At 40.7% G+C, this 18,585-nt stretch carries 11 protein-coding genes; 7 read left to right on the top strand and 4 right to left on the bottom strand.

The genetic code is table 11. The features are described 5' to 3' along the window. From rpoC to tuf, 5 genes are all read left to right on the top strand, one after another. Positions 1–4,221, top strand: a complete 4,221-nt coding sequence (gene rpoC / locus QUE09_RS15570; protein ID WP_286233796.1) for a DNA-directed RNA polymerase subunit beta' — start codon at positions 1–3, stop codon at positions 4,219–4,221. Positions 4,222–4,495: 274 nt separating this feature from the next. Beyond that, entirely contained in the window at positions 4,496–4,870 is a 375-nt protein-coding gene (gene rpsL, locus QUE09_RS15565) for a 30S ribosomal protein S12 (protein WP_074499547.1), read from the top strand. An 84-nt stretch (positions 4,871–4,954) separates the two neighbouring features. Then, the gene (gene rpsG / locus QUE09_RS15560; protein WP_286233794.1) at positions 4,955–5,428 is read left to right on the top strand and encodes a 30S ribosomal protein S7; all 474 of its coding nucleotides are present in this window, start codon (positions 4,955–4,957) and stop codon (positions 5,426–5,428) included. Between the two features lie 159 nt (positions 5,429–5,587). After that, positions 5,588–7,699 carry an elongation factor G gene (fusA, locus tag QUE09_RS15555; RefSeq protein ID WP_286233793.1) on the top strand — a complete coding sequence of 704 codons (2,112 nt, stop codon included), beginning with the start codon at positions 5,588–5,590 and terminating at the stop codon, positions 7,697–7,699. Positions 7,700–7,914: 215 nt separating this feature from the next. Continuing rightward, complete coding sequence (gene tuf / locus QUE09_RS15550; protein WP_286233792.1) at positions 7,915–9,099, top strand: elongation factor Tu; 1,185 nt, start codon at positions 7,915–7,917, stop codon at positions 9,097–9,099. Positions 9,100–9,625: 526 nt separating this feature from the next. Here tuf and QUE09_RS15545 read toward each other — a convergent pair. Next, complete coding sequence (locus QUE09_RS15545) at positions 9,626–10,810, bottom strand: RNA polymerase sigma factor (protein ID WP_286233791.1); 1,185 nt, start codon at positions 10,808–10,810, stop codon at positions 9,626–9,628. Further along, positions 10,810–11,160, bottom strand: coding sequence for a YciI family protein (locus tag QUE09_RS15540; RefSeq protein ID WP_286233789.1), 351 nt, complete (start codon positions 11,158–11,160; stop codon positions 10,810–10,812). The genes QUE09_RS15545 and QUE09_RS15540 overlap by 1 nt, the downstream gene beginning before the upstream one ends. A 465-nt stretch (positions 11,161–11,625) precedes the next feature. Here QUE09_RS15540 and QUE09_RS15535 point away from each other — a divergent pair, with 465 nt between their 5' ends. Then, entirely contained in the window at positions 11,626–12,426 is an 801-nt protein-coding gene (locus QUE09_RS15535; RefSeq protein ID WP_286233786.1) for a THxN family PEP-CTERM protein, read from the top strand. A gap of 76 nt (positions 12,427–12,502) precedes the next feature. On the opposite strand, the gene QUE09_RS15530 is transcribed toward QUE09_RS15535, so the two are convergent. Both QUE09_RS15530 and uvrA read right to left on the bottom strand, forming a co-directional pair. Further along, positions 12,503–14,014, bottom strand: a complete 1,512-nt coding sequence (locus tag QUE09_RS15530) for a leucyl aminopeptidase (RefSeq protein WP_286233785.1) — start codon at positions 14,012–14,014, stop codon at positions 12,503–12,505. 226 nt (positions 14,015–14,240) lie between these two features. Beyond that, positions 14,241–17,063 carry an excinuclease ABC subunit UvrA gene (gene uvrA, locus QUE09_RS15525; RefSeq protein ID WP_286233784.1) on the bottom strand — a complete coding sequence of 941 codons (2,823 nt, stop codon included), beginning with the start codon at positions 17,061–17,063 and terminating at the stop codon, positions 14,241–14,243. Between the two features lie 142 nt (positions 17,064–17,205). Between uvrA and QUE09_RS15520 the strand changes: the two genes are divergently transcribed. Next, positions 17,206–18,570 carry an MFS transporter gene (locus QUE09_RS15520; RefSeq protein WP_286233783.1) on the top strand — a complete coding sequence of 455 codons (1,365 nt, stop codon included), beginning with the start codon at positions 17,206–17,208 and terminating at the stop codon, positions 18,568–18,570. The last annotated feature ends 15 nt before the right edge of the window (positions 18,571–18,585 follow it).

Below are 18,585 nucleotides of genomic sequence, written 5' to 3'. Positions count from 1 at the left end.
GTGAAAGATTTACTTAAGTTTCTTAAGCAACAAAATCAAACTGAAGAATTCGATGGAATTCGCATCGGGTTGGCTTCATCAGATATGATCCGCTCTTGGTCATATGGTGAAGTGAAAAAGCCAGAAACAATTAACTATCGTACGTTCAAGCCAGAACGTGATGGTTTATTCTGTGCGCGTATATTTGGTCCTGTTAAAGATTACGAATGTCTTTGTGGTAAATATAAGCGTTTAAAGCATCGTGGTGTTATCTGTGAAAAGTGTGGTGTAGAAGTTACGCTAACGAAAGTTCGTCGTGACCGTATGGGTCATATTGAACTTGCAAGCCCAGTTGCACATATTTGGTTTCTAAAATCGTTGCCATCACGTATTGGTCTTCTTTTAGACATGACTTTACGTGACATTGAACGTGTACTTTATTTTGAATCATATGTGGTTACTGAACCAGGTATGACAACGTTAGAAAAAAGCCAAATTCTAACAGAAGAAGAATATTTAGATGCGCTAGAAGAGCATGGTGATGAATTTGATGCACTGATGGGTGCAGAAGCTGTTCTTGCCTTGTTAAAGCAAATTGATCTTGAAGGTGAAGTTTCACAAATGCGTGAAGAGTTACCAGAGATTGGTAGCGAAACTAAGCGTAAAAAGATCACTAAACGTTTAAAATTAATGGAAGCGTTTGCGCAATCAGGTAATAAGCCAGAGTGGATGATCATGTCTGTGCTTCCAATTTTACCGCCTGATTTACGTCCATTAGTGCCGCTAGATGGCGGTCGTTTTGCAACGTCTGATTTGAACGATTTATACCGTCGCGTTATCAACCGTAATAACCGTTTAAAAAGACTATTAGATTTAGTTGCTCCTGACATTATCGTACGTAATGAAAAACGTATGTTACAAGAGTCTGTTGATGCGTTACTAGATAACGGTCGCCGTGGTCGTGCAATTACAGGTTCAAATAAACGCCCATTAAAATCACTTGCTGACATGATTAAAGGTAAGCAAGGTCGTTTCCGTCAAAACCTTCTAGGTAAGCGTGTTGACTACTCTGGTCGTTCTGTAATTACCGTTGGCCCTACATTGCGTTTACATCAATGTGGTCTTCCTAAGAAAATGGCACTTGAGTTATTCAAACCATTTATCTATGGCAAGCTTGAAGCTCGTGGTTTAGCAACAACGATTAAGGCAGCGAAAAAATTAGTAGAACGTGAAGGTGCTGAAGTTTGGGATGTATTGGACGAAGTAATTCGTGAACACCCAGTGTTACTTAACCGTGCACCAACACTTCATAGACTTGGTATCCAAGCTTTTGAACCAGTACTTATTGAAGGTAAAGCAATTCATTTACATCCATTAGTTTGTGCGGCGTATAATGCCGACTTCGATGGTGACCAAATGGCTGTTCACGTACCATTAACTATCGAAGCACAGCTAGAAGCTCGTTCGTTAATGATGTCTACGAACAACGTATTATCTCCTGCTAACGGTGATCCAATAATTGTACCTTCACAAGATGTTGTATTGGGTCTTTATTATCTAACGCGTTCACGTGTTAATGCGCTAGGTGAAGGTATGGTGTTTGCTGATACGAAAGAAGCTGAAAAAGCTTATCGTACAGGTGTTGCAGATCTGCATGCACGTGTAAAAATTCGTATTACTGAGCATAAGCGTAATGACGAAGGTGAGCTTATTGCTCATACAACGTTACGTGATACTACAGTGGGTCGTGCTATTTTGTGGCAGGTGTGTCCACGAGGTTTACCATATGAATTGATTGATCAACCATTAGGTAAAAAGCCAATTTCTCGTTTGATCAACCATGCATACCGTAACCTTGGTTTGAAAGATACTGTTATCTTTGCTGACCACATTATGTATACAGGTTTCCATTATGCAATGGTAGCCGGTGCATCTGTTGGTATCGATGATATGGTAATTCCTGATGAGAAATACACCATTATTGAGAGCGCAGAAGAAGAAGTTACAGAGATTCAAACACAGTTTGACCAAGGTCTTGTAACTGCTGGTGAGAAATACAACAAAGTAATCGATATATGGTCATCTGCTAATGAAAAAGTTTCAAAAGCGATGATGGATAATTTATCGAAAGAGCAAGTTAAAAACCGTGACGGTGAGATGGAAGAGCAAGATTCTTTCAACTCTATTTACATGATGGCTGACTCGGGTGCTCGTGGTAGTGCTGCACAGATACGCCAGTTAGCGGGTATGCGTGGTCTAATGGCTAAGCCAGATGGCTCTATCATTGAAACGCCAATTACTGCTAACTTCCGTGAAGGTTTGAACGTATTACAGTACTTCATTTCAACTCACGGTGCGCGTAAAGGTCTTGCGGATACTGCACTTAAAACCGCTAACTCAGGTTACCTAACTCGTCGATTAGTAGATGTTGCACAAGATTTAGTAGTGACAGAATATGACTGTGGCACTGAAGAAGGTTTAATCATGACACCACTTATTGAAGGTGGTGATGTTGTTGAACCATTACGCGAACGAGTGCTTGGTCGTGTTGTATGTGAAGACGTAATGATTCCTGGTACAGAAGAAGTTTTACTTCCTCGTAACACTCTAATTGACGAAAAATTATGCGATACGTTAGAAGAGCATTCTGTAGACCAAGTGAAAGTACGTTCAATTATTACTTGTTCAACTGATTTTGGTATTTGTGCTCAGTGTTATGGTCGTGACCTTGCACGCGGTCACCTTATTAACCAAGGTGAGGCCATTGGTGTGGTAGCAGCCCAATCAATTGGTGAGCCAGGTACACAGTTAACGATGCGTACCTTCCACATTGGTGGTGCAGCATCAAGAGCGTCAGCAGAAAACAGCGTTCAAGTGAAAAACACGGGTACACTGAAGCTACAAAATGCGAAATTTGTTACTAACTCTGAGAATAAAATTGTAATTACTTCTCGCTCAACAGAATTGACTGTTATTGACGAGTTAGGCCGTGAAAGAGAACGTTATAAAGTTCCTTACGGTACAGTACTAAGTAAAGCAGACGGTGAAGCGATTGAAGCTGGTGATACAGTAGCAAATTGGGACCCTCATACGCATCCGATTATTACCGAAGTAAAAGGTAATATTAAATTTGTTGACCTTGTTGAAGGGTTATCAATGACACGTCAAACGGATGAGTTAACAGGTTTATCAAGCATCGTTGTAACCGACGCAAGTCAACGTAGTTCTGCGGGTAAAGAAATGCGCCCAATGGTTAAACTTGTTGATGCGAAAGGTAATGATGTCATGATTGCTGGTACAGATATTCCGGCACAATACTTCTTACCAGGTAACGCAATTGTAAACCTTGAAGATGGTAGTGAAGTTAATATTGGTGATGCGCTAGCGCGTATTCCTCAAGAGTCATCAAAAACTCGCGATATTACCGGTGGTCTACCACGTGTTGCTGATTTATTTGAAGCACGTAAGCCTAAAGAACCAGCAATTCTTGCTGAGAAAACAGGTATTATTGGTTTCGGTAAGGAGACTAAAGGTAAACGTCGTTTATTGATTACTCAACCTGACGGTACCGTATACGAAGAGATGATCCCGAAATGGCGTCAACTTAACGTGTTCGAAGGTGAATCTGTACAAAAAGGTGAAGTTATTGCCGATGGTCCAGAGTCTCCACATGATATCTTACGTTTACGTGGTGTTGCTCCTGTTGCAAACTACATTGTTAACGAAGTACAAGACGTATACCGTTTACAAGGTGTTAAGATTAACGATAAGCACATTGAAGTTATTGTGCGTCAAATGATCCGTAAGTGTGAGATCTTAGATGCAGGTGATTCTGAGTTCCTTAAAGGTGAACAAGTTGAAGTAGCTCGTGTACGTATCGCAAACCGTGAGTTAGAAGCAGCAGGTAAAAAGCCAGCTGAATTCGATATCCAGATGATGGGTATTACGAAGGCATCTCTTGCAACAGAGTCGTTTATCTCAGCGGCATCTTTCCAAGAAACAACACGTGTACTAACTGAAGCTGCTGTAAGTGGTAAGAAAGATACACTACGTGGCTTGAAAGAAAACGTTATCGTAGGTCGACTAATTCCAGCAGGTACAGGTTATGCTTATCACCAAGAACGTGCACGTAGTCGTGCCGTTGAAGTGGAAGAAGAAGTAACAGTATCAGCAGATGAAGCAGCGCAAGCGCTTACAGATGCATTAAACGCTGACTTAGAAACAGGAAATAAAGACGATTAATCGTTAACTATTAACTGTTATTAAAAACCGTCTTTGGAAACAAAGGCGGTTTTTTGTTATTATTGCCTACAATATAAAGATCTTTTTTACAGATCTAAGATCCTTTTTGTTGTTTTTCTTGACACCTCGCTATAACGCCTTTAGAATTCTGCGACCTTTTAATCTGCGCTAGAAATAGCTTACGATTTTTAGGTTTGATTTTACACGTTTAAGAGAGTGTAAAAGCTGGTGAGAATCATGCTTTACACAATGTTTTAATTAATCAGGAGCTATAATGGCAACTATTAACCAATTGGTACGTAAACCACGTGTCAGACAAGTACAAAAAAGTAACGTTCCAGCGTTACAAGCTTGTCCACAACGTCGTGGCGTATGTACTCGCGTATATACTACTACGCCTAAAAAACCTAACTCAGCACTACGTAAAGTTGCTCGTGTTCGTTTAACTAACGGTTACGAAGTAACATCTTACATTGGTGGTGAAGGTCACAACTTACAAGAGCATAGCGTTATCTTAATCCGTGGTGGTCGTGTTAAAGACTTACCTGGTGTACGTTATCACACCGTTCGTGGCGCACTTGACTGTTCAGGTGTTAACGATCGTAGACAAGGCCGTTCTAAGTACGGTGCTAAGCGCCCTAAATCTTAACGGTTCTCCGTCAAGTAAGGCCAAACTAACTTTTAATTTTTAATTGTTTTGGGAATACCCTGAAGCTATATCGGAGAATTTAAAATGCCAAGAAGACGCGTCGTTGGGCAACGTAAAATATTGCCAGACCCGAAGTTCGCAAATGAACTATTAGCAAAATTCATCAACATTCTTATGGTTGATGGTAAAAAAGCTGTTGCAGAAAAAATCGTATATGATGCATTAGACCTTTTAGCGGAAAAAAACAACGAGAAAGAACATTTAGAGCTTTTTGAAGAAGCACTAGATAACATTCGTCCTCAAGTAGAGGTTAAATCTCGTCGTGTTGGTGGTTCAACTTACCAAGTTCCAGTTGAAGTTCGTCCAGTTCGTCGTAATGCACTAGCCATGCGTTGGTTAGTTGAAGCAGCTCGTAAACGTGGTGAAAAATCAATGGCTCAACGCCTTGCTAACGAGATGTTAGATGCATCTGAAAGCAAAGGTTCAGCGGTTAAGAAACGTGAAGACGTTCACCGTATGGCCGAAGCGAACAAAGCGTTCGCTCACTATCGCTGGTAATCACGATAGAAAAAACTGAACAGCGTAGTTACTTGTTTTCATAAAACAGTAACTACGCTTTTCTACACTAGGATATAACCAAATAATGTTAACGTTTTTTTACGTTATCAATGTTAAGGTTATTTGATTATATCTTTTAAAGATTAGAGGAATACTTTAGTGGCTCGTACAACACCTATTGAGCGTTACCGAAATATCGGTATTTGTGCTCATGTAGATGCAGGTAAAACGACAACAACAGAACGTGTACTTTTTTATACAGGCCTTTCTCATAAAATTGGCGAAGTACACGATGGCGCAGCTACCATGGATTGGATGGAGCAAGAGCAAGAACGTGGTATTACTATCACCTCGGCGGCGACGACGTGTTTTTGGAAGGGTATGGATGCTCAGTTCGAAGAGCATCGTATTAATATTATTGATACTCCTGGCCACGTAGATTTTACCATAGAAGTTGAACGTTCATTGCGCGTATTAGATGGCGCAGTTTTAGTACTTTGCGGCTCATCAGGTGTGCAGCCACAAACAGAAACTGTTTGGCGTCAAATGGAAAAATATGCCGTACCACGCATGGTATTCGTCAATAAGATGGATAGAGCGGGCGCAGATTTTCTTAATGTTGTTCAGCAAATGAAAGATCGTTTAGGTGCTAATGCAGTGCCGATTCAATTAGCGATTGGCGCTGAAGAAAACTTCTCAGGTGTCGTTGATTTGATTAAAATGAAAGCGATCAACTGGAATGAAGCTGATCAAGGCATGACCTTTAGTTTTGAAGACATCCCAGCTGATATGCAAGCGTTAGCTGAAGAATGGCGTGAAAACTTAGTTTCAGAAGCTGCAGAAGCAACTGATGAACTTATGGAGAAATACCTAGAAGAAGGTGATCTTACTGAGCAAGAAATTAAAGCAGGCTTACGTCAACGTACTTTAGCTAATGAGATTGTTTTAACAGCCTGTGGTAGTGCTTTTAAAAATAAAGGTGTTCAGGCGGTACTAGATTATGTTGTTGAATATTTACCTTCACCGACTGAAGTTCAAGCGATAACCGGGATTAATGACGATAAAGACGAATCAGTAGGTACGCGCGAGGCAGATGATAATGCGCCATTTTCGGCATTAGCCTTTAAAATCGCGACAGACCCTTTTGTCGGCACATTAACGTTTTTTAGGGTATATTCAGGCGTTGTTAAAACTGGCGATACTGTTTTTAATCCTGTTAAAGGGAAAAGGGAACGTTTTGGTCGCATCGTTCAAATGCACTCTAACGATCGAAAAGAAATTAAAGAAGTTCGTGCCGGTGATATTGCTGCTGCAATTGGTATGAAAGATGTAACGACTGGCGATACATTGTGTGATCCAAACAAGGTTATTACATTGGAGCGAATGGAGTTCCCAGAACCAGTAATTTCAGTTGCGGTAGAACCTAGAACAAAAGCTGATCAAGAAAAAATGGGGATTGCGCTATCGAAGCTTGCCGCTGAAGATCCGTCATTCCGAGTAGAAACAGACGAAGAAACAGGGCAAACAATAATTTCTGGTATGGGTGAGCTTCACCTAGATATTATTGTTGATCGCATGAAGCGAGAGTTTAGCGTTGATTGTAATGTTGGTAAGCCACAAGTGTCTTATCGTGAAACAATCCGCAAAGCGGTAGAAGTTGAAGGCAAGTTCGTTCGCCAATCTGGTGGCCGTGGCCAATATGGTCATGTTTGGCTTAAAATGGAGCCACAGGAAGAAGGTGCAGGCTTTGAGTTTGTTAACGAAATTGTTGGTGGCGTTGTACCGAAAGAATATATACCCGCTGTAGAAAAAGGCTGTAAAGAGCAAATGGATTCTGGTGTGCTTGCTGGATTCCCAATGCTCGATGTAAAAGTTACGCTATTTGATGGCTCATTTCATGATGTAGACTCTAATGAAATGGCCTTTAAAGTGGCAGGTTCGATTGGTTTTAGACAGGGGGCACTCGATGCTAACCCTGTTATGTTAGAGCCTATGATGAAAGTGGAAGTAACAACACCAGAAGAAAATATGGGTGATGTTGTCGGAGACTTAAACCGCAGACGTGGCATGATTGATGGCATGGAAGAAGGGCCTGCAGGTTTAAAAATTGTAAATGCTACCGTCCCATTGGCCGAGATGTTTGGTTATGCGACAGATTTACGTAGTGCTACGCAAGGGCGCGCTTCTTATTCAATGGAATTTAAGCAATATGCAGAAGCACCTAAAGCAGTAGCAACATCAATTATTGAAGGGCGCGGAGGCGTTGTTTAATTATTGACTAAAGCATTTGAACCGTTGAGTTTCAGCGGTTCATATAACGACAAGCTCCCAGTGAGTTTGTGTTAGGACAGAAAGTTTGCTCATTTTTTGACAAGACCGCCCGTCTTGCCTACAATCTAGCACCTTAACTTTGTGTCTTTTACTCTCGCTGAGAGAATAAAATATTAAATTTAAATTTAAGTACTTTCTTTTAAGGTAATTTTAAAATGGCTAAAGAAAAATTTGAACGTTCGAAACCGCACGTTAACGTTGGTACTATCGGTCACGTTGACCACGGTAAAACAACTCTAACTGCTGCTATCTCAGCAGTATTAACAAAAACTCACGGTGGTGATTTACGCGATTTCGCACAAATCGATAACGCACCAGAAGAGCGTGAGCGTGGTATCACGATCAATACATCTCACATTGAGTATGACACAGCAACACGTCACTACGCACACGTAGATTGTCCAGGTCACGCCGATTATGTAAAAAACATGATCACAGGTGCAGCTCAAATGGACGGTGCTATCTTAGTAGTAGCAGCGACAGATGGCCCAATGCCACAAACACGTGAGCACATCCTTCTTTCTCGTCAGGTTGGTGTACCATACATCATCGTATTCATGAACAAATGTGACATGGTAGATGACGAAGAGTTATTAGAATTAGTAGAGATGGAAGTTCGTGAACTTCTTTCAGAATACGACTTCCCAGGTGATGACTTACCAATCATTCAAGGTTCAGCATTAGGTGCATTGAACGGCGAAGCGAAATGGGAAGAGAAGATTTTAGAACTTGCAGAGCAATTAGATACTTACATTCCAGAGCCAGAGCGTGCGATTGACGGTGATTTCATTCTTCCAATCGAAGATGTATTCTCAATCCAAGGTCGTGGTACGGTAGTAACAGGTCGTGTAGAGCGCGGTATCATCAAAGTAGGTGATGAAGTTGAAATCGTAGGTATCAAAGATACAACGACAACGACTTGTACGGGTGTAGAGATGTTCCGTAAGTTGCTTGACGAAGGTCGTGCAGGTGAGAACTGTGGTGTACTTTTACGTGGTACTAAGCGTGAAGAAGTACAACGTGGTCAAGTACTAGCGAAGCCAGGTTCAATCAACCCACATACTAAGTTCGAATCAGAAGTATATGTATTGACTAAAGATGAAGGTGGTCGTCATACACCATTCTTCAAAGGCTACCGTCCACAGTTTTACTTCCGTACAACTGACATCACAGGTGCAGTAGAATTACCTGAAGGTGTAGAAATGGTAATGCCAGGCGACAACTTGAAGTTTGTTGTAGAGCTAATCAACCCAATCGCGATGGACGAAGGTTTACGCTTCGCAATCCGTGAAGGTGGTCGTACAGTAGGTGCTGGTGTTGTATCTAAGATCATCGACTAATATCGATATCTAGTTCACACCGAACATCTAAAGAAAGGTCGCGTAAGCGGCCTTTTTTTTTAAGACCACCGAATGGCGTGAAGACCGAGCACGTGTAGAGGTTGGTCACAGTTGACCAATTTTAGTAAGCGAGGGCGAGGAGCTCTGCGACGAAGCTGAGAGTTGTACAGTAGGTGCTGGTGTTGTATCTAAGATCATCGACTAATATCGATATCTAGTTCACACCGAACATCTAAAGAAAGGTCGCGTAAGCGGCCTTTTTTTTTAAGACCACCGAACGGCGTGAAGACCGAGCACGTGTAGAGATTGGTCACAGTTGCCCAATTTTAGTAAGCGAGGGCGAGGAGCTCTGCGACGAAGCTGAGAGTCGTACAGTAGGTGCAGGTGTTGTATCAAAAATCATTGACTAATGATTTTTAACACTTAGATCTTAAAAAGAGCAGCCGATGGCTGCTCTTTTTGTATGTATATCAATAAGGTAAAGGGGCGTAGGTACCATTTAAGCGTTAATTATAGCTGACACCTTTTATTTTAAACGTTTTAGTTGCTCTTGTAGGTACTCTTTTTCAGAGGCGTTTTTACTGAGCGAGTATGCACTTTTTAACGAACGAGTAGCTTCTTTTATACGATGGGTATGCTTATATAAATACCCGAAAGCAATATAGTAAGGTGCATAGCTCCTAAGGCTTTCTTGTATTGAGATGAGTTTTTCTTCCGCTATGTCCCACCTGCCTAATTCCATCAATGCGACTGATTGATTTAATAAAGCTACAGGTGAATATTCATAGGTTAATAATTTATCGTAAAGTAAAATGATTTGTGGCCAATCGGTCTCTTGGTAGCTTAATGCTTGACTGTGTAAACCGGCAATTGCGGCCTGTATATGGTAAGCCGTAGGTCGACCTAATTTTAAAGACTTTTGCAATAAGACATCTGCTTCAGCAATCTGCAATTTGTTCCACTTTGATCGATCTTGATGCGACAGTAAAATGATCTTGTTAGTTGCTCTTGCAGGAGAGCGTGCTTGAATAAATAGCATCAGTGATAATAGAGCAAGGCTAGCAGCGTTTCCTCGGAACGTTCTACAAACTAATCTCATCAAGTAGATAGCTTGCATGCATAGCGTATTAGAAACCAACACATGTCCAGAGTTACCAAAGTAGCCTTCATTAAAAACTAAATATAACCCTTTAATGACAGCATTTAATCTTGTGGGTAAATGTACTTGCGTTGGCAGTGTGAAATCGACTTTATTTGCACGTAGTTTACGTTTAGTACGCGTAATACGTTGTTCGAGTGTTTTATCACTGATCAATAAAGCTCTGGCGATGCTGGTATTGTCAAACCCCATAACCCATTTCAAAAAGAGAGTTAACTGATTCTCTTGTGAGATACAGGGGTGGCAGCAGGTGAACAATAAGCCTAGTGTAGCGTCATCATATTGATATGCAGCTTCAACTGGGCTGATTGTATCTGCATGCTCCACGTAATCCGGTTTATGTTTTTTTAATTCATCAAGAATGTAATTAGTTGCTACTTTAATAAGCCAAGCTTTAAAATTTACAATATTTTCTGTTGGCCATTTATCAATAGCTTTTATGCAAGCGACTTGCAGTGCATCTTCAACTTGTTGAACATTTTGAAAACGTTTGTTTAGGACTGCGAATGCAGTCCCGTATGCATTGCTTATGGCTGATTCAAACGATTGCACTATTCAAACTTCATGATGGGCCTTACTTCCACACAGCCGTCCTTAGCTGAAGGGATTTTAGCTGCAATGCTAATCGCTTCGTCTAATGTTGCTGCTTCAATAAGATAATAGCCGCCTAACTGCTCTTTAGTCTCAGCAAATGGCCCGTCAGTTGTTAAGGTTTCTCCATTACGAACTCTAACGGTTGTTGCCGTTTCTGACGGCATTAAGGCCTCACCACCAATATGGTTTCCTGTGGCTTCGATTTCGTCGGTAAACTTTCCGTATTCTTCAATTAATGCTGCTTCAGCTTGTTCATCTCGTTGAGCTGCGAGTGCTTCCGATTCAAATATTAAACATAGATATTGCATTATATTTCTCCGTAATGTTGTCTTTAACGATCGCGATAGTCGCTCTCCACTATAAGACGATTAACGAAACTATTTCCCGACAGGTTATAGCATATCTTTTTTATTTAAAAAGCATAACTGCTTGTCACGATTCTTTACATCGATATTTGCGAGTAATGGAGGGGCTGTTGAATTAATTCGCGTGAACATTAGTTATTTGCTAATCAAAATTAATGATCGTTACGCTTAGTTAGTTGTATTTATGCAATTATTACTGTTAAGACTTATAAAAGGTTTACTTTAGTTGCATCAGATTGTTTTTTACTTAATTGTCGGCTTTCTTTACACATTTCAATGTCAGGGTTTAAAAAACTTTTTCAATTCAACAACTCCCATTATCGGTATGTTTTATGCTGGTAAACCAGTGATAGTGAGTGATCGCAGTTCCTCATTTCATCTATTGATATACTTTCAAGGAGATTGACGATGAAAAGATGTAACCTACTAACCGCGATTCTATGCTTAATGGCATTTGTTGCTTTACCTTCAAAAGCGACTTTAGTCACAGAGTGGGGGTTTGATATTAATTCCGGCTTTACGTCCTATGATCCACTTGGCAGTGTCGATGGTTCTAATACCAATACGTTTTGGAATGCACCAAGTACACTTACATGGGGGACAAGTACAGGTTCTGGTAGAAGTTCTTTGGATGTAAATGGAGCGGGTGATGGTTTGTTTTCAGGTAGTTTATTTACCAATGGCGCAGCTGTAGATACTGTTACGCTAACACACACCAATAACACTATAACAGGTACAGGTTTATCGAGCGCTGTGCTAAGCGACCATATATTTCTTACGCCGTTAGATCCTGTTGGCCCTGGTTTTGCGCCACCGGCATTAATCTTTGATATTCTATTTATTGAAACACCAAATAGTGGCACTTGTGCTGCCACATCACCAACACCTTGTAATGACATTTTTGTTTTAGATGTTGCTGGTGCTGGATTTAACCCAATTAACAATACTCTAAATCAAAACTTTAACTATGGCGGAGAAGCGTACAATGCTCGCTTATTTATTGATGGTTTAGGTGTACTTGAAGATGATGCCTGTTTAGCAGCTTCAGCAGCGATTGGTTGTATTGGTTTTACAACGGTGGAAAATCAGGTTAATACCTTTGATGTCGCATTAGATATAACAACAAGACAGTTCAATGTGCCTGAGCCCGGTACATTTCTAATATTTGCTATTGGCTTAATGTCGTTAGTTGTCGCGAGGAAAAGGTAGTTTTTTGTTGAAAGTGTTAACGGTTAAAACAAGGCGTCTATTAAAAGACGCCTTGTTTTTGTCAGTTATCTTAAGTTTATTTGTTAAGAATCCACTCAGTTAATAAGCGAACGCCGTAACCTGTGCCGCCTTTTGGTACTTCACCTTTATTAGATGATGCTAAGGCGTTTCCTGCAATATCAATGTGCGCCCATTTTACATCACCAGTGAAGTGTTGTAAGAACGTAGCAGCAGTTGTTGCACCTGGACCACCAGTGCCTGTATTTCTTAAATCAGCTATATTACTTTTTAACATATCGCCATAGCCTAGCGGTAAACGCCATAAATTTTCATTGACTTGTTCACCGGCAAAAGTAAGTTGTTTCACGAGCTCATCGTCTTCAGAAAATACCGCTGCGTAGTTGTTACCTACAGCACGAACTTTTGAACCCGTTAAGGTGGCTAAATCAACTAATACGCGTGGATTATACTTTTCACGTGCATACCAAAGCGCATCTGAAAGCACTAAACGGCCTTCAGCATCGGTATTGGTGATCTCTACCGTTAGCCCCTCAGCAGTGCGTAAAACGTCACCAGGTGCTACTGAATTTTCAGAGACCATATTGGCAGCCATTGCCATAATCGCAACTACGTTAACTTTTTCTTCGTTTAGTGCTATTGCTTTTACTGCACCTAGTGCTGCCGCAGCACCAGCCATGTCTACTTTCATGTGCGCAATAGAGCTATGCGTTTTAATGTTGTAACCACCTGAATCAAAGGTAATACCTTTACCTGCAATAGCAATTGGCGCATCATCACTGTTTTTGTAGTGAGCAATTACTAAACGAGAGCCATCTTTACTACCGCGACCTACAGCTTCTAAGGCACCCATGCCCAGTTTTTTAATTTCTTTAGGATCAAGCACTGTAACTTTTACACCTAGCTTTTTAAGCTTCTTCGCTTCTTTGGCGAAATCTACTGGCGTTAACTCTGTTGCGGTCTCGCTGGTTAAATCACGTGCTAAAAACACACCTGCTTCAATGTTGCTTAATGGCTTATATGCTTTTGTAGTGTCACTACCGTTATTTACGTCAAAATAGAAAGATTTTTCTTGTCGCTTTTCTTTGCGGTATTCATCAAAACGATATGCTCTAAGGCTTATACCGTGTGCTATTAGTGCCGCTGTTTCTGCATTATTTTCACCAATATTATCTGCGGCGACAGTAATTGTTTTGATGTGTTTCTGTTCTAATTTGCCAGATAAGTTACCACCTAGTTTCGTTGCTTTATTTTTAGATAATGCTTCATCGCCAGTACCAACTACAATTACGCGTTCATAGTTAAGATTGGTAGGCGCTAAAATTTCCACCATTGAACCGTAGTCACCTGAAAAATCTGCAGCGGCAATCGCTTTCTCTAGTTGACCATTTGTTTGTGAATTAAATGCTTTAAAAGGGCTAGAGGCAGCATCTTTTGCATGGAAAACTACTAACGTGTCTGACTTTTGCTGAACATTAGTTTCAAATGTAAAAGATTCTGCGTAAGCTGATGACGATGCGCCTACAAGTAATGAAAGGCTCAGAGCCAGTTTAGATAGTTTAGCGATCATAATTTTCCTTATTAATTGTAATTTAAGCTGTCGATATAATTGCACACTATTGTATATAAGTAAGGGCGAGTCGATTAGTCAGATGCGATAAACTTTAAGATATTTACGATAATGTGAAATATTCTTTACTAAAAGCATTACTTTAAAGGCAATAAGTGAAACTTCTAGCAAGTTTCACTTATTGTTATTAATAGCTAAATAACCACCTTTTGTTTGCTTTTCAATATTATAATAACGGTTTTAGAAACCTAGCGGTATGAGATGTTTTGTGATTAGCAACGTCTTCAGGCGTGCCAGCAATTAGAATTTCTCCACCGCCAGAGCCGCCTTCCGGACCTAAATCAACAATCCAATCCGCAGTTTTTATTACATCTAAATTATGCTCAATTACAACAATTGTATTGCCATGATCACGTAGTCTATGAATAACGTGAAGTAATTGTTTTATGTCATGGAAATGTAAACCCGTTGTTGGCTCATCGAGTATATAAAGCGTTTTCCCCGTATCACGTTTAGAGAGCTCTTTCGAAAGTTTAACACGTTGCGCTTCACCGCCTGATAAGGTCGTCGCCGATTGGCCTAATTTAATATAGCTTAACCCGACATCCATCAAGGTTTGTAATTTACGCTTAACGGCGGGGATAGCTGAGAAAAATTCAAAGGCGTCTTCAATGGTCATATCCAAAACTTCGTGAATATTCTTACCTTTGTATTTTACTTCCAAAGTTTCTCTATTGTATCGTTCGCCCTTACAAACATCACATGGTACATATACATCAGGTAAAAAGTGCATTTCTACTTTGATTACACCATCACCCTGACACGCCTCACAACGACCACCTTTTACGTTAAAGCTAAAACGACCTGGTTTATATCCTCGAGAACGAGCTTCTTGTGTGCCGGCAAAAATATCACGCACATTGGTGAAAATACCCGTATAGGTTGCTGGGTTTGAGCGAGGAGTACGCCCGATTGGACTTTGGTCAATATCGATAACCTTATCTAATAACTCTAGGCCTTCGATGGACTTGTAAGGGGCTGGCTCAGACGTTGTAGCCCCGTTAAGGGCGGTATGTGCAAGCTTATACAAGGTATCATTGATCAGTGTCGATTTACCTGAACCAGATACGCCAGTAATACAAGTCATTAAACCTATCGGAATAGTTAGATCTACGTTTTGTAAGTTGTTACCGCTAGCACCTTTTAAGGCGACGAACTGTTCGCGATCAAAAACGACTCGTTTTTTGGGAACTTCAATGCACTCTCTACCAGAAAGGTATTTTCCGGTAAGTGAGTCTTTACATGCAAGTATATCTTCCACTGTGCCAGAGGCGATAACTTCTCCTCCATGAACACCTGCGCCCGGGCCTATATCGATCACGTGATCAGCGGCACGAATAGCATCTTCATCATGCTCAACAACGATTACCGTATTACCTAAGTCCCGTAAATGAATTAATGTGCCAAGTAATCGTTCGTTATCACGTTGGTGTAAACCGATTGATGGTTCATCAAGTACATACATAACACCCACTAGCCCTGCACCTATTTGACTCGCGAGTCTAATGCGTTGAGCTTCACCACCAGATAAGGTATCGGCACTACGAGACAGGTTTAAGTAATTTAAGCCAACATTGACGAGGAAACCCAAACGATCATTAATTTCTTTTAGTATCTTTTCTGCAATTTGTCCTCGTTGCCCTGTTAAATTAAGCCCTTGGAAAAAAGCTAATGCATCGGCAGTTGATTTCTCTGTAATGTGATGAAGTGGCGTATTGTCGATAAATACATTGCGTGCCTCTAACCGTAACCGAGAACCATCGCAATCTGGACAATGTTGACTGTTCAAATATTTTGCGAGTTCTTCTCGTACCGCGTTCGATTCTGTTTCGCGGTAACGACGATCCATATTGTTTAAAATACCTTCAAACGGATGCTTACGAATGACAATATCGCCGCGATCGTTCATGTATTTAAATTCAATTTCCTCGGTACCACTGCCTTTTAATACAATATATTGGTGTTTTTTACTTAGCGATTGAAAAGGTGCGTCTACTGGAAAACCGTAATGCTCTGCAAGTGCCTGTAACATTTGAAAGTAGTAAAAGTTACGTTTATCCCAGCCACGAATTGCACCACCAGAAAGACTTAATTCTGGATTAGTAATTACACGGTTCTCATCAAAAAACTGCTGAGTGCCAAGACCGTCGCAGGTTTGACAAGCACCAGCAGGGTTATTAAATGAAAACAATCTAGGCTCAAGTTCTTGCATGCTATATCCACAATGTGGACAAGCAAAATTGGCAGAAAAGAGTAGTTCTTCTTTATCGGATTCATCCATAAAAGCCACTTTTGCCGTGCCTGCGGTTAACCCTAATGCAGTTTCAAACGATTCAGATAATCGCAGTTGAATGTCATCTCGCACTTTTAAACGGTCAACGACAACTTCAATGGTATGTTTTTTATGTAACTCTAATGTAGGCGGATCTGATAAGTCGCACACTTCACCGTCTATTCGCGCTCGAATATAGCCTTGTGCCGCGAGGTTATCTAATAGTTTAACGTGTTCACCTTTCCTGTTCTGCATTACAGGGGCTAACACCATCACTTTAGTACCTTCTTCTAAAGCAAGGACTTTATCTACCATCTGAGAGACTGTTTGCGCTGATAATGGTTGGTCATGCGTTGGACAGCGTGGTTCACCAACTCGCGCAAAGAGCAGCCGTAAGTAGTCGTATATTTCGGTAATTGTACCAACGGTTGAGCGGGGGTTATGAGACGTGGATTTTTGTTCTATCGATATGGCTGGTGACAAACCTTCGATATGATCTACGTCAGGCTTTTCCATCAACGAGAGAAACTGACGCGCATAAGCTGAAAGCGACTCAACATAACGTCTTTGACCTTCAGCATATAGTGTATCGAAAGCCAAAGATGATTTACCTGAGCCAGAAAGTCCGGTTATAACGATAAGTTCATCTCTTGGAATATCTAAACTAATGTTCTTTAAATTATGGGTACGTGCGCCACGAACTTCTATTTTTTTCATAATGTTCCCACGGTAAATTGCAGCCGAATATTATTGCATAATTTAGGGGCAAACTGCATTAATAATATCCATTTTTGTTACTGGAATAGCCGTGGTAAACTAGCGCGGTTTTAATTACATGGTTAGGTAGTTTGTCGTACGTATGGGTCATTCTGGATTAAATCAAATAGAGAAAAAAGCAGCTTTTTCACTTGCCGCGGTATTTGGACTGCGCATGTTAGGCTTGTTTATGATTTTGCCTGTTTTTGCGATTTATGGTGAACAGCTCATCGGGTTTAGTCCAATTTGGGTTGGCTTAGCAATAGGTGCATATGGGCTAACACAAGCGCTATTGCAAATACCTATGGGTATATTGTCAGATAAGTTTGGACGTAAGCCTGTTATCCTCGGCGGCTTATGTATCTTTTTAGTTGGTAGTATTATTGCTGCAATGTCAGAGACCATCTATGGCGTTGTTGTCGGGCGAGCTTTGCAAGGCATGGGAGCGATTGCTAGTGCAGTATTGGCATTAGCGGCAGATTTAACGAGGGAAGAGCAACGTCCAAAAGTGATGGCAACGATAGGTATGTTTATTGGCTTATCTTTTACCTTAGCTATGGTTGCAGGCCCCATTGTTGCTGAATCTTTTGGCTTGTCAGGTTTATTTTGGTTTACCGCGCTTTTAACAATAGCAGCTATCTTTATGATTCAGTTTATGGTGCCATTTTCTGTTAATAAGGCTCCTCGTGGTGATAATGTTGCTTTACCTGAGCAACTAAGTCATTTAATTCGTCACCCGCAATTGTTTCGTTTAAACCTTGGTGTGTTTATTCTTCATATGGCGTTAACAGCATGTTTTGTGACACTTCCTAAACAGTTTGTGCAAGCAGGGTTAGCACTTGAAGATCATTGGCAGCTCTATTTACCTGCATTACTTGGCTCGTTCTTTCTAATGGTGCCATTTATGATCTTTGCGATTAGAAAGCAAAAAGAAAAATCAATGTTTGCCGCAGCAGTATTATTGTTGAGTGTTTCCCTCTTATTTTTTTGGTATTTACCAAGTACGTTGATGACGCTATCGTTTCTTGTGGTGTTGTTTTTTACCGCTTTTAATTATTTAGAGGCAACAATGCCATCATTGTTATCACGTATTGCTCCAGCAGGCCAAAAGGGCAGTGTTATGGGGGTTTATTCTAGTAGTCAATTTATAGGTGCATTTACTGGTGGATTACTCGGTGGCGCAATAGCTGCTAATTTTGGCGAATCGATGATTTTTCTCGTAATGTCTTGTTTTGGATTGTTATGGTTTATTGCCGCAACCGGAATGAAGTCCTTGCAAAAATCGAAAAGTTATAGTTTTTCTACAACAATCACTTGCGAGCAACAGGCTGATGAAATTGCTGAGCAATTAGTATTGTTGCCAGGCGTAGTGGAAGCGACACTCGTGCACACTGAAGCAGTAGCTTATTTAAAAGTAGACGATAAGGTTGCAGATTTAGCAAATATTAAAGCACTACTAAAACCTTAGCTGCGCAGTGTTTTT

Origin of the sequence: Thalassotalea sediminis (genome assembly GCF_030295915.1) — a bacterium.
In the GTDB taxonomy this organism is placed as follows: Bacteria; Pseudomonadota; Gammaproteobacteria; order Enterobacterales; family Alteromonadaceae; genus Thalassotalea_C; species Thalassotalea_C sediminis.
The sequence above is the reverse complement of the archived record's forward strand: the minus strand, read 5'-3'. Positions and strand labels throughout refer to the sequence as shown.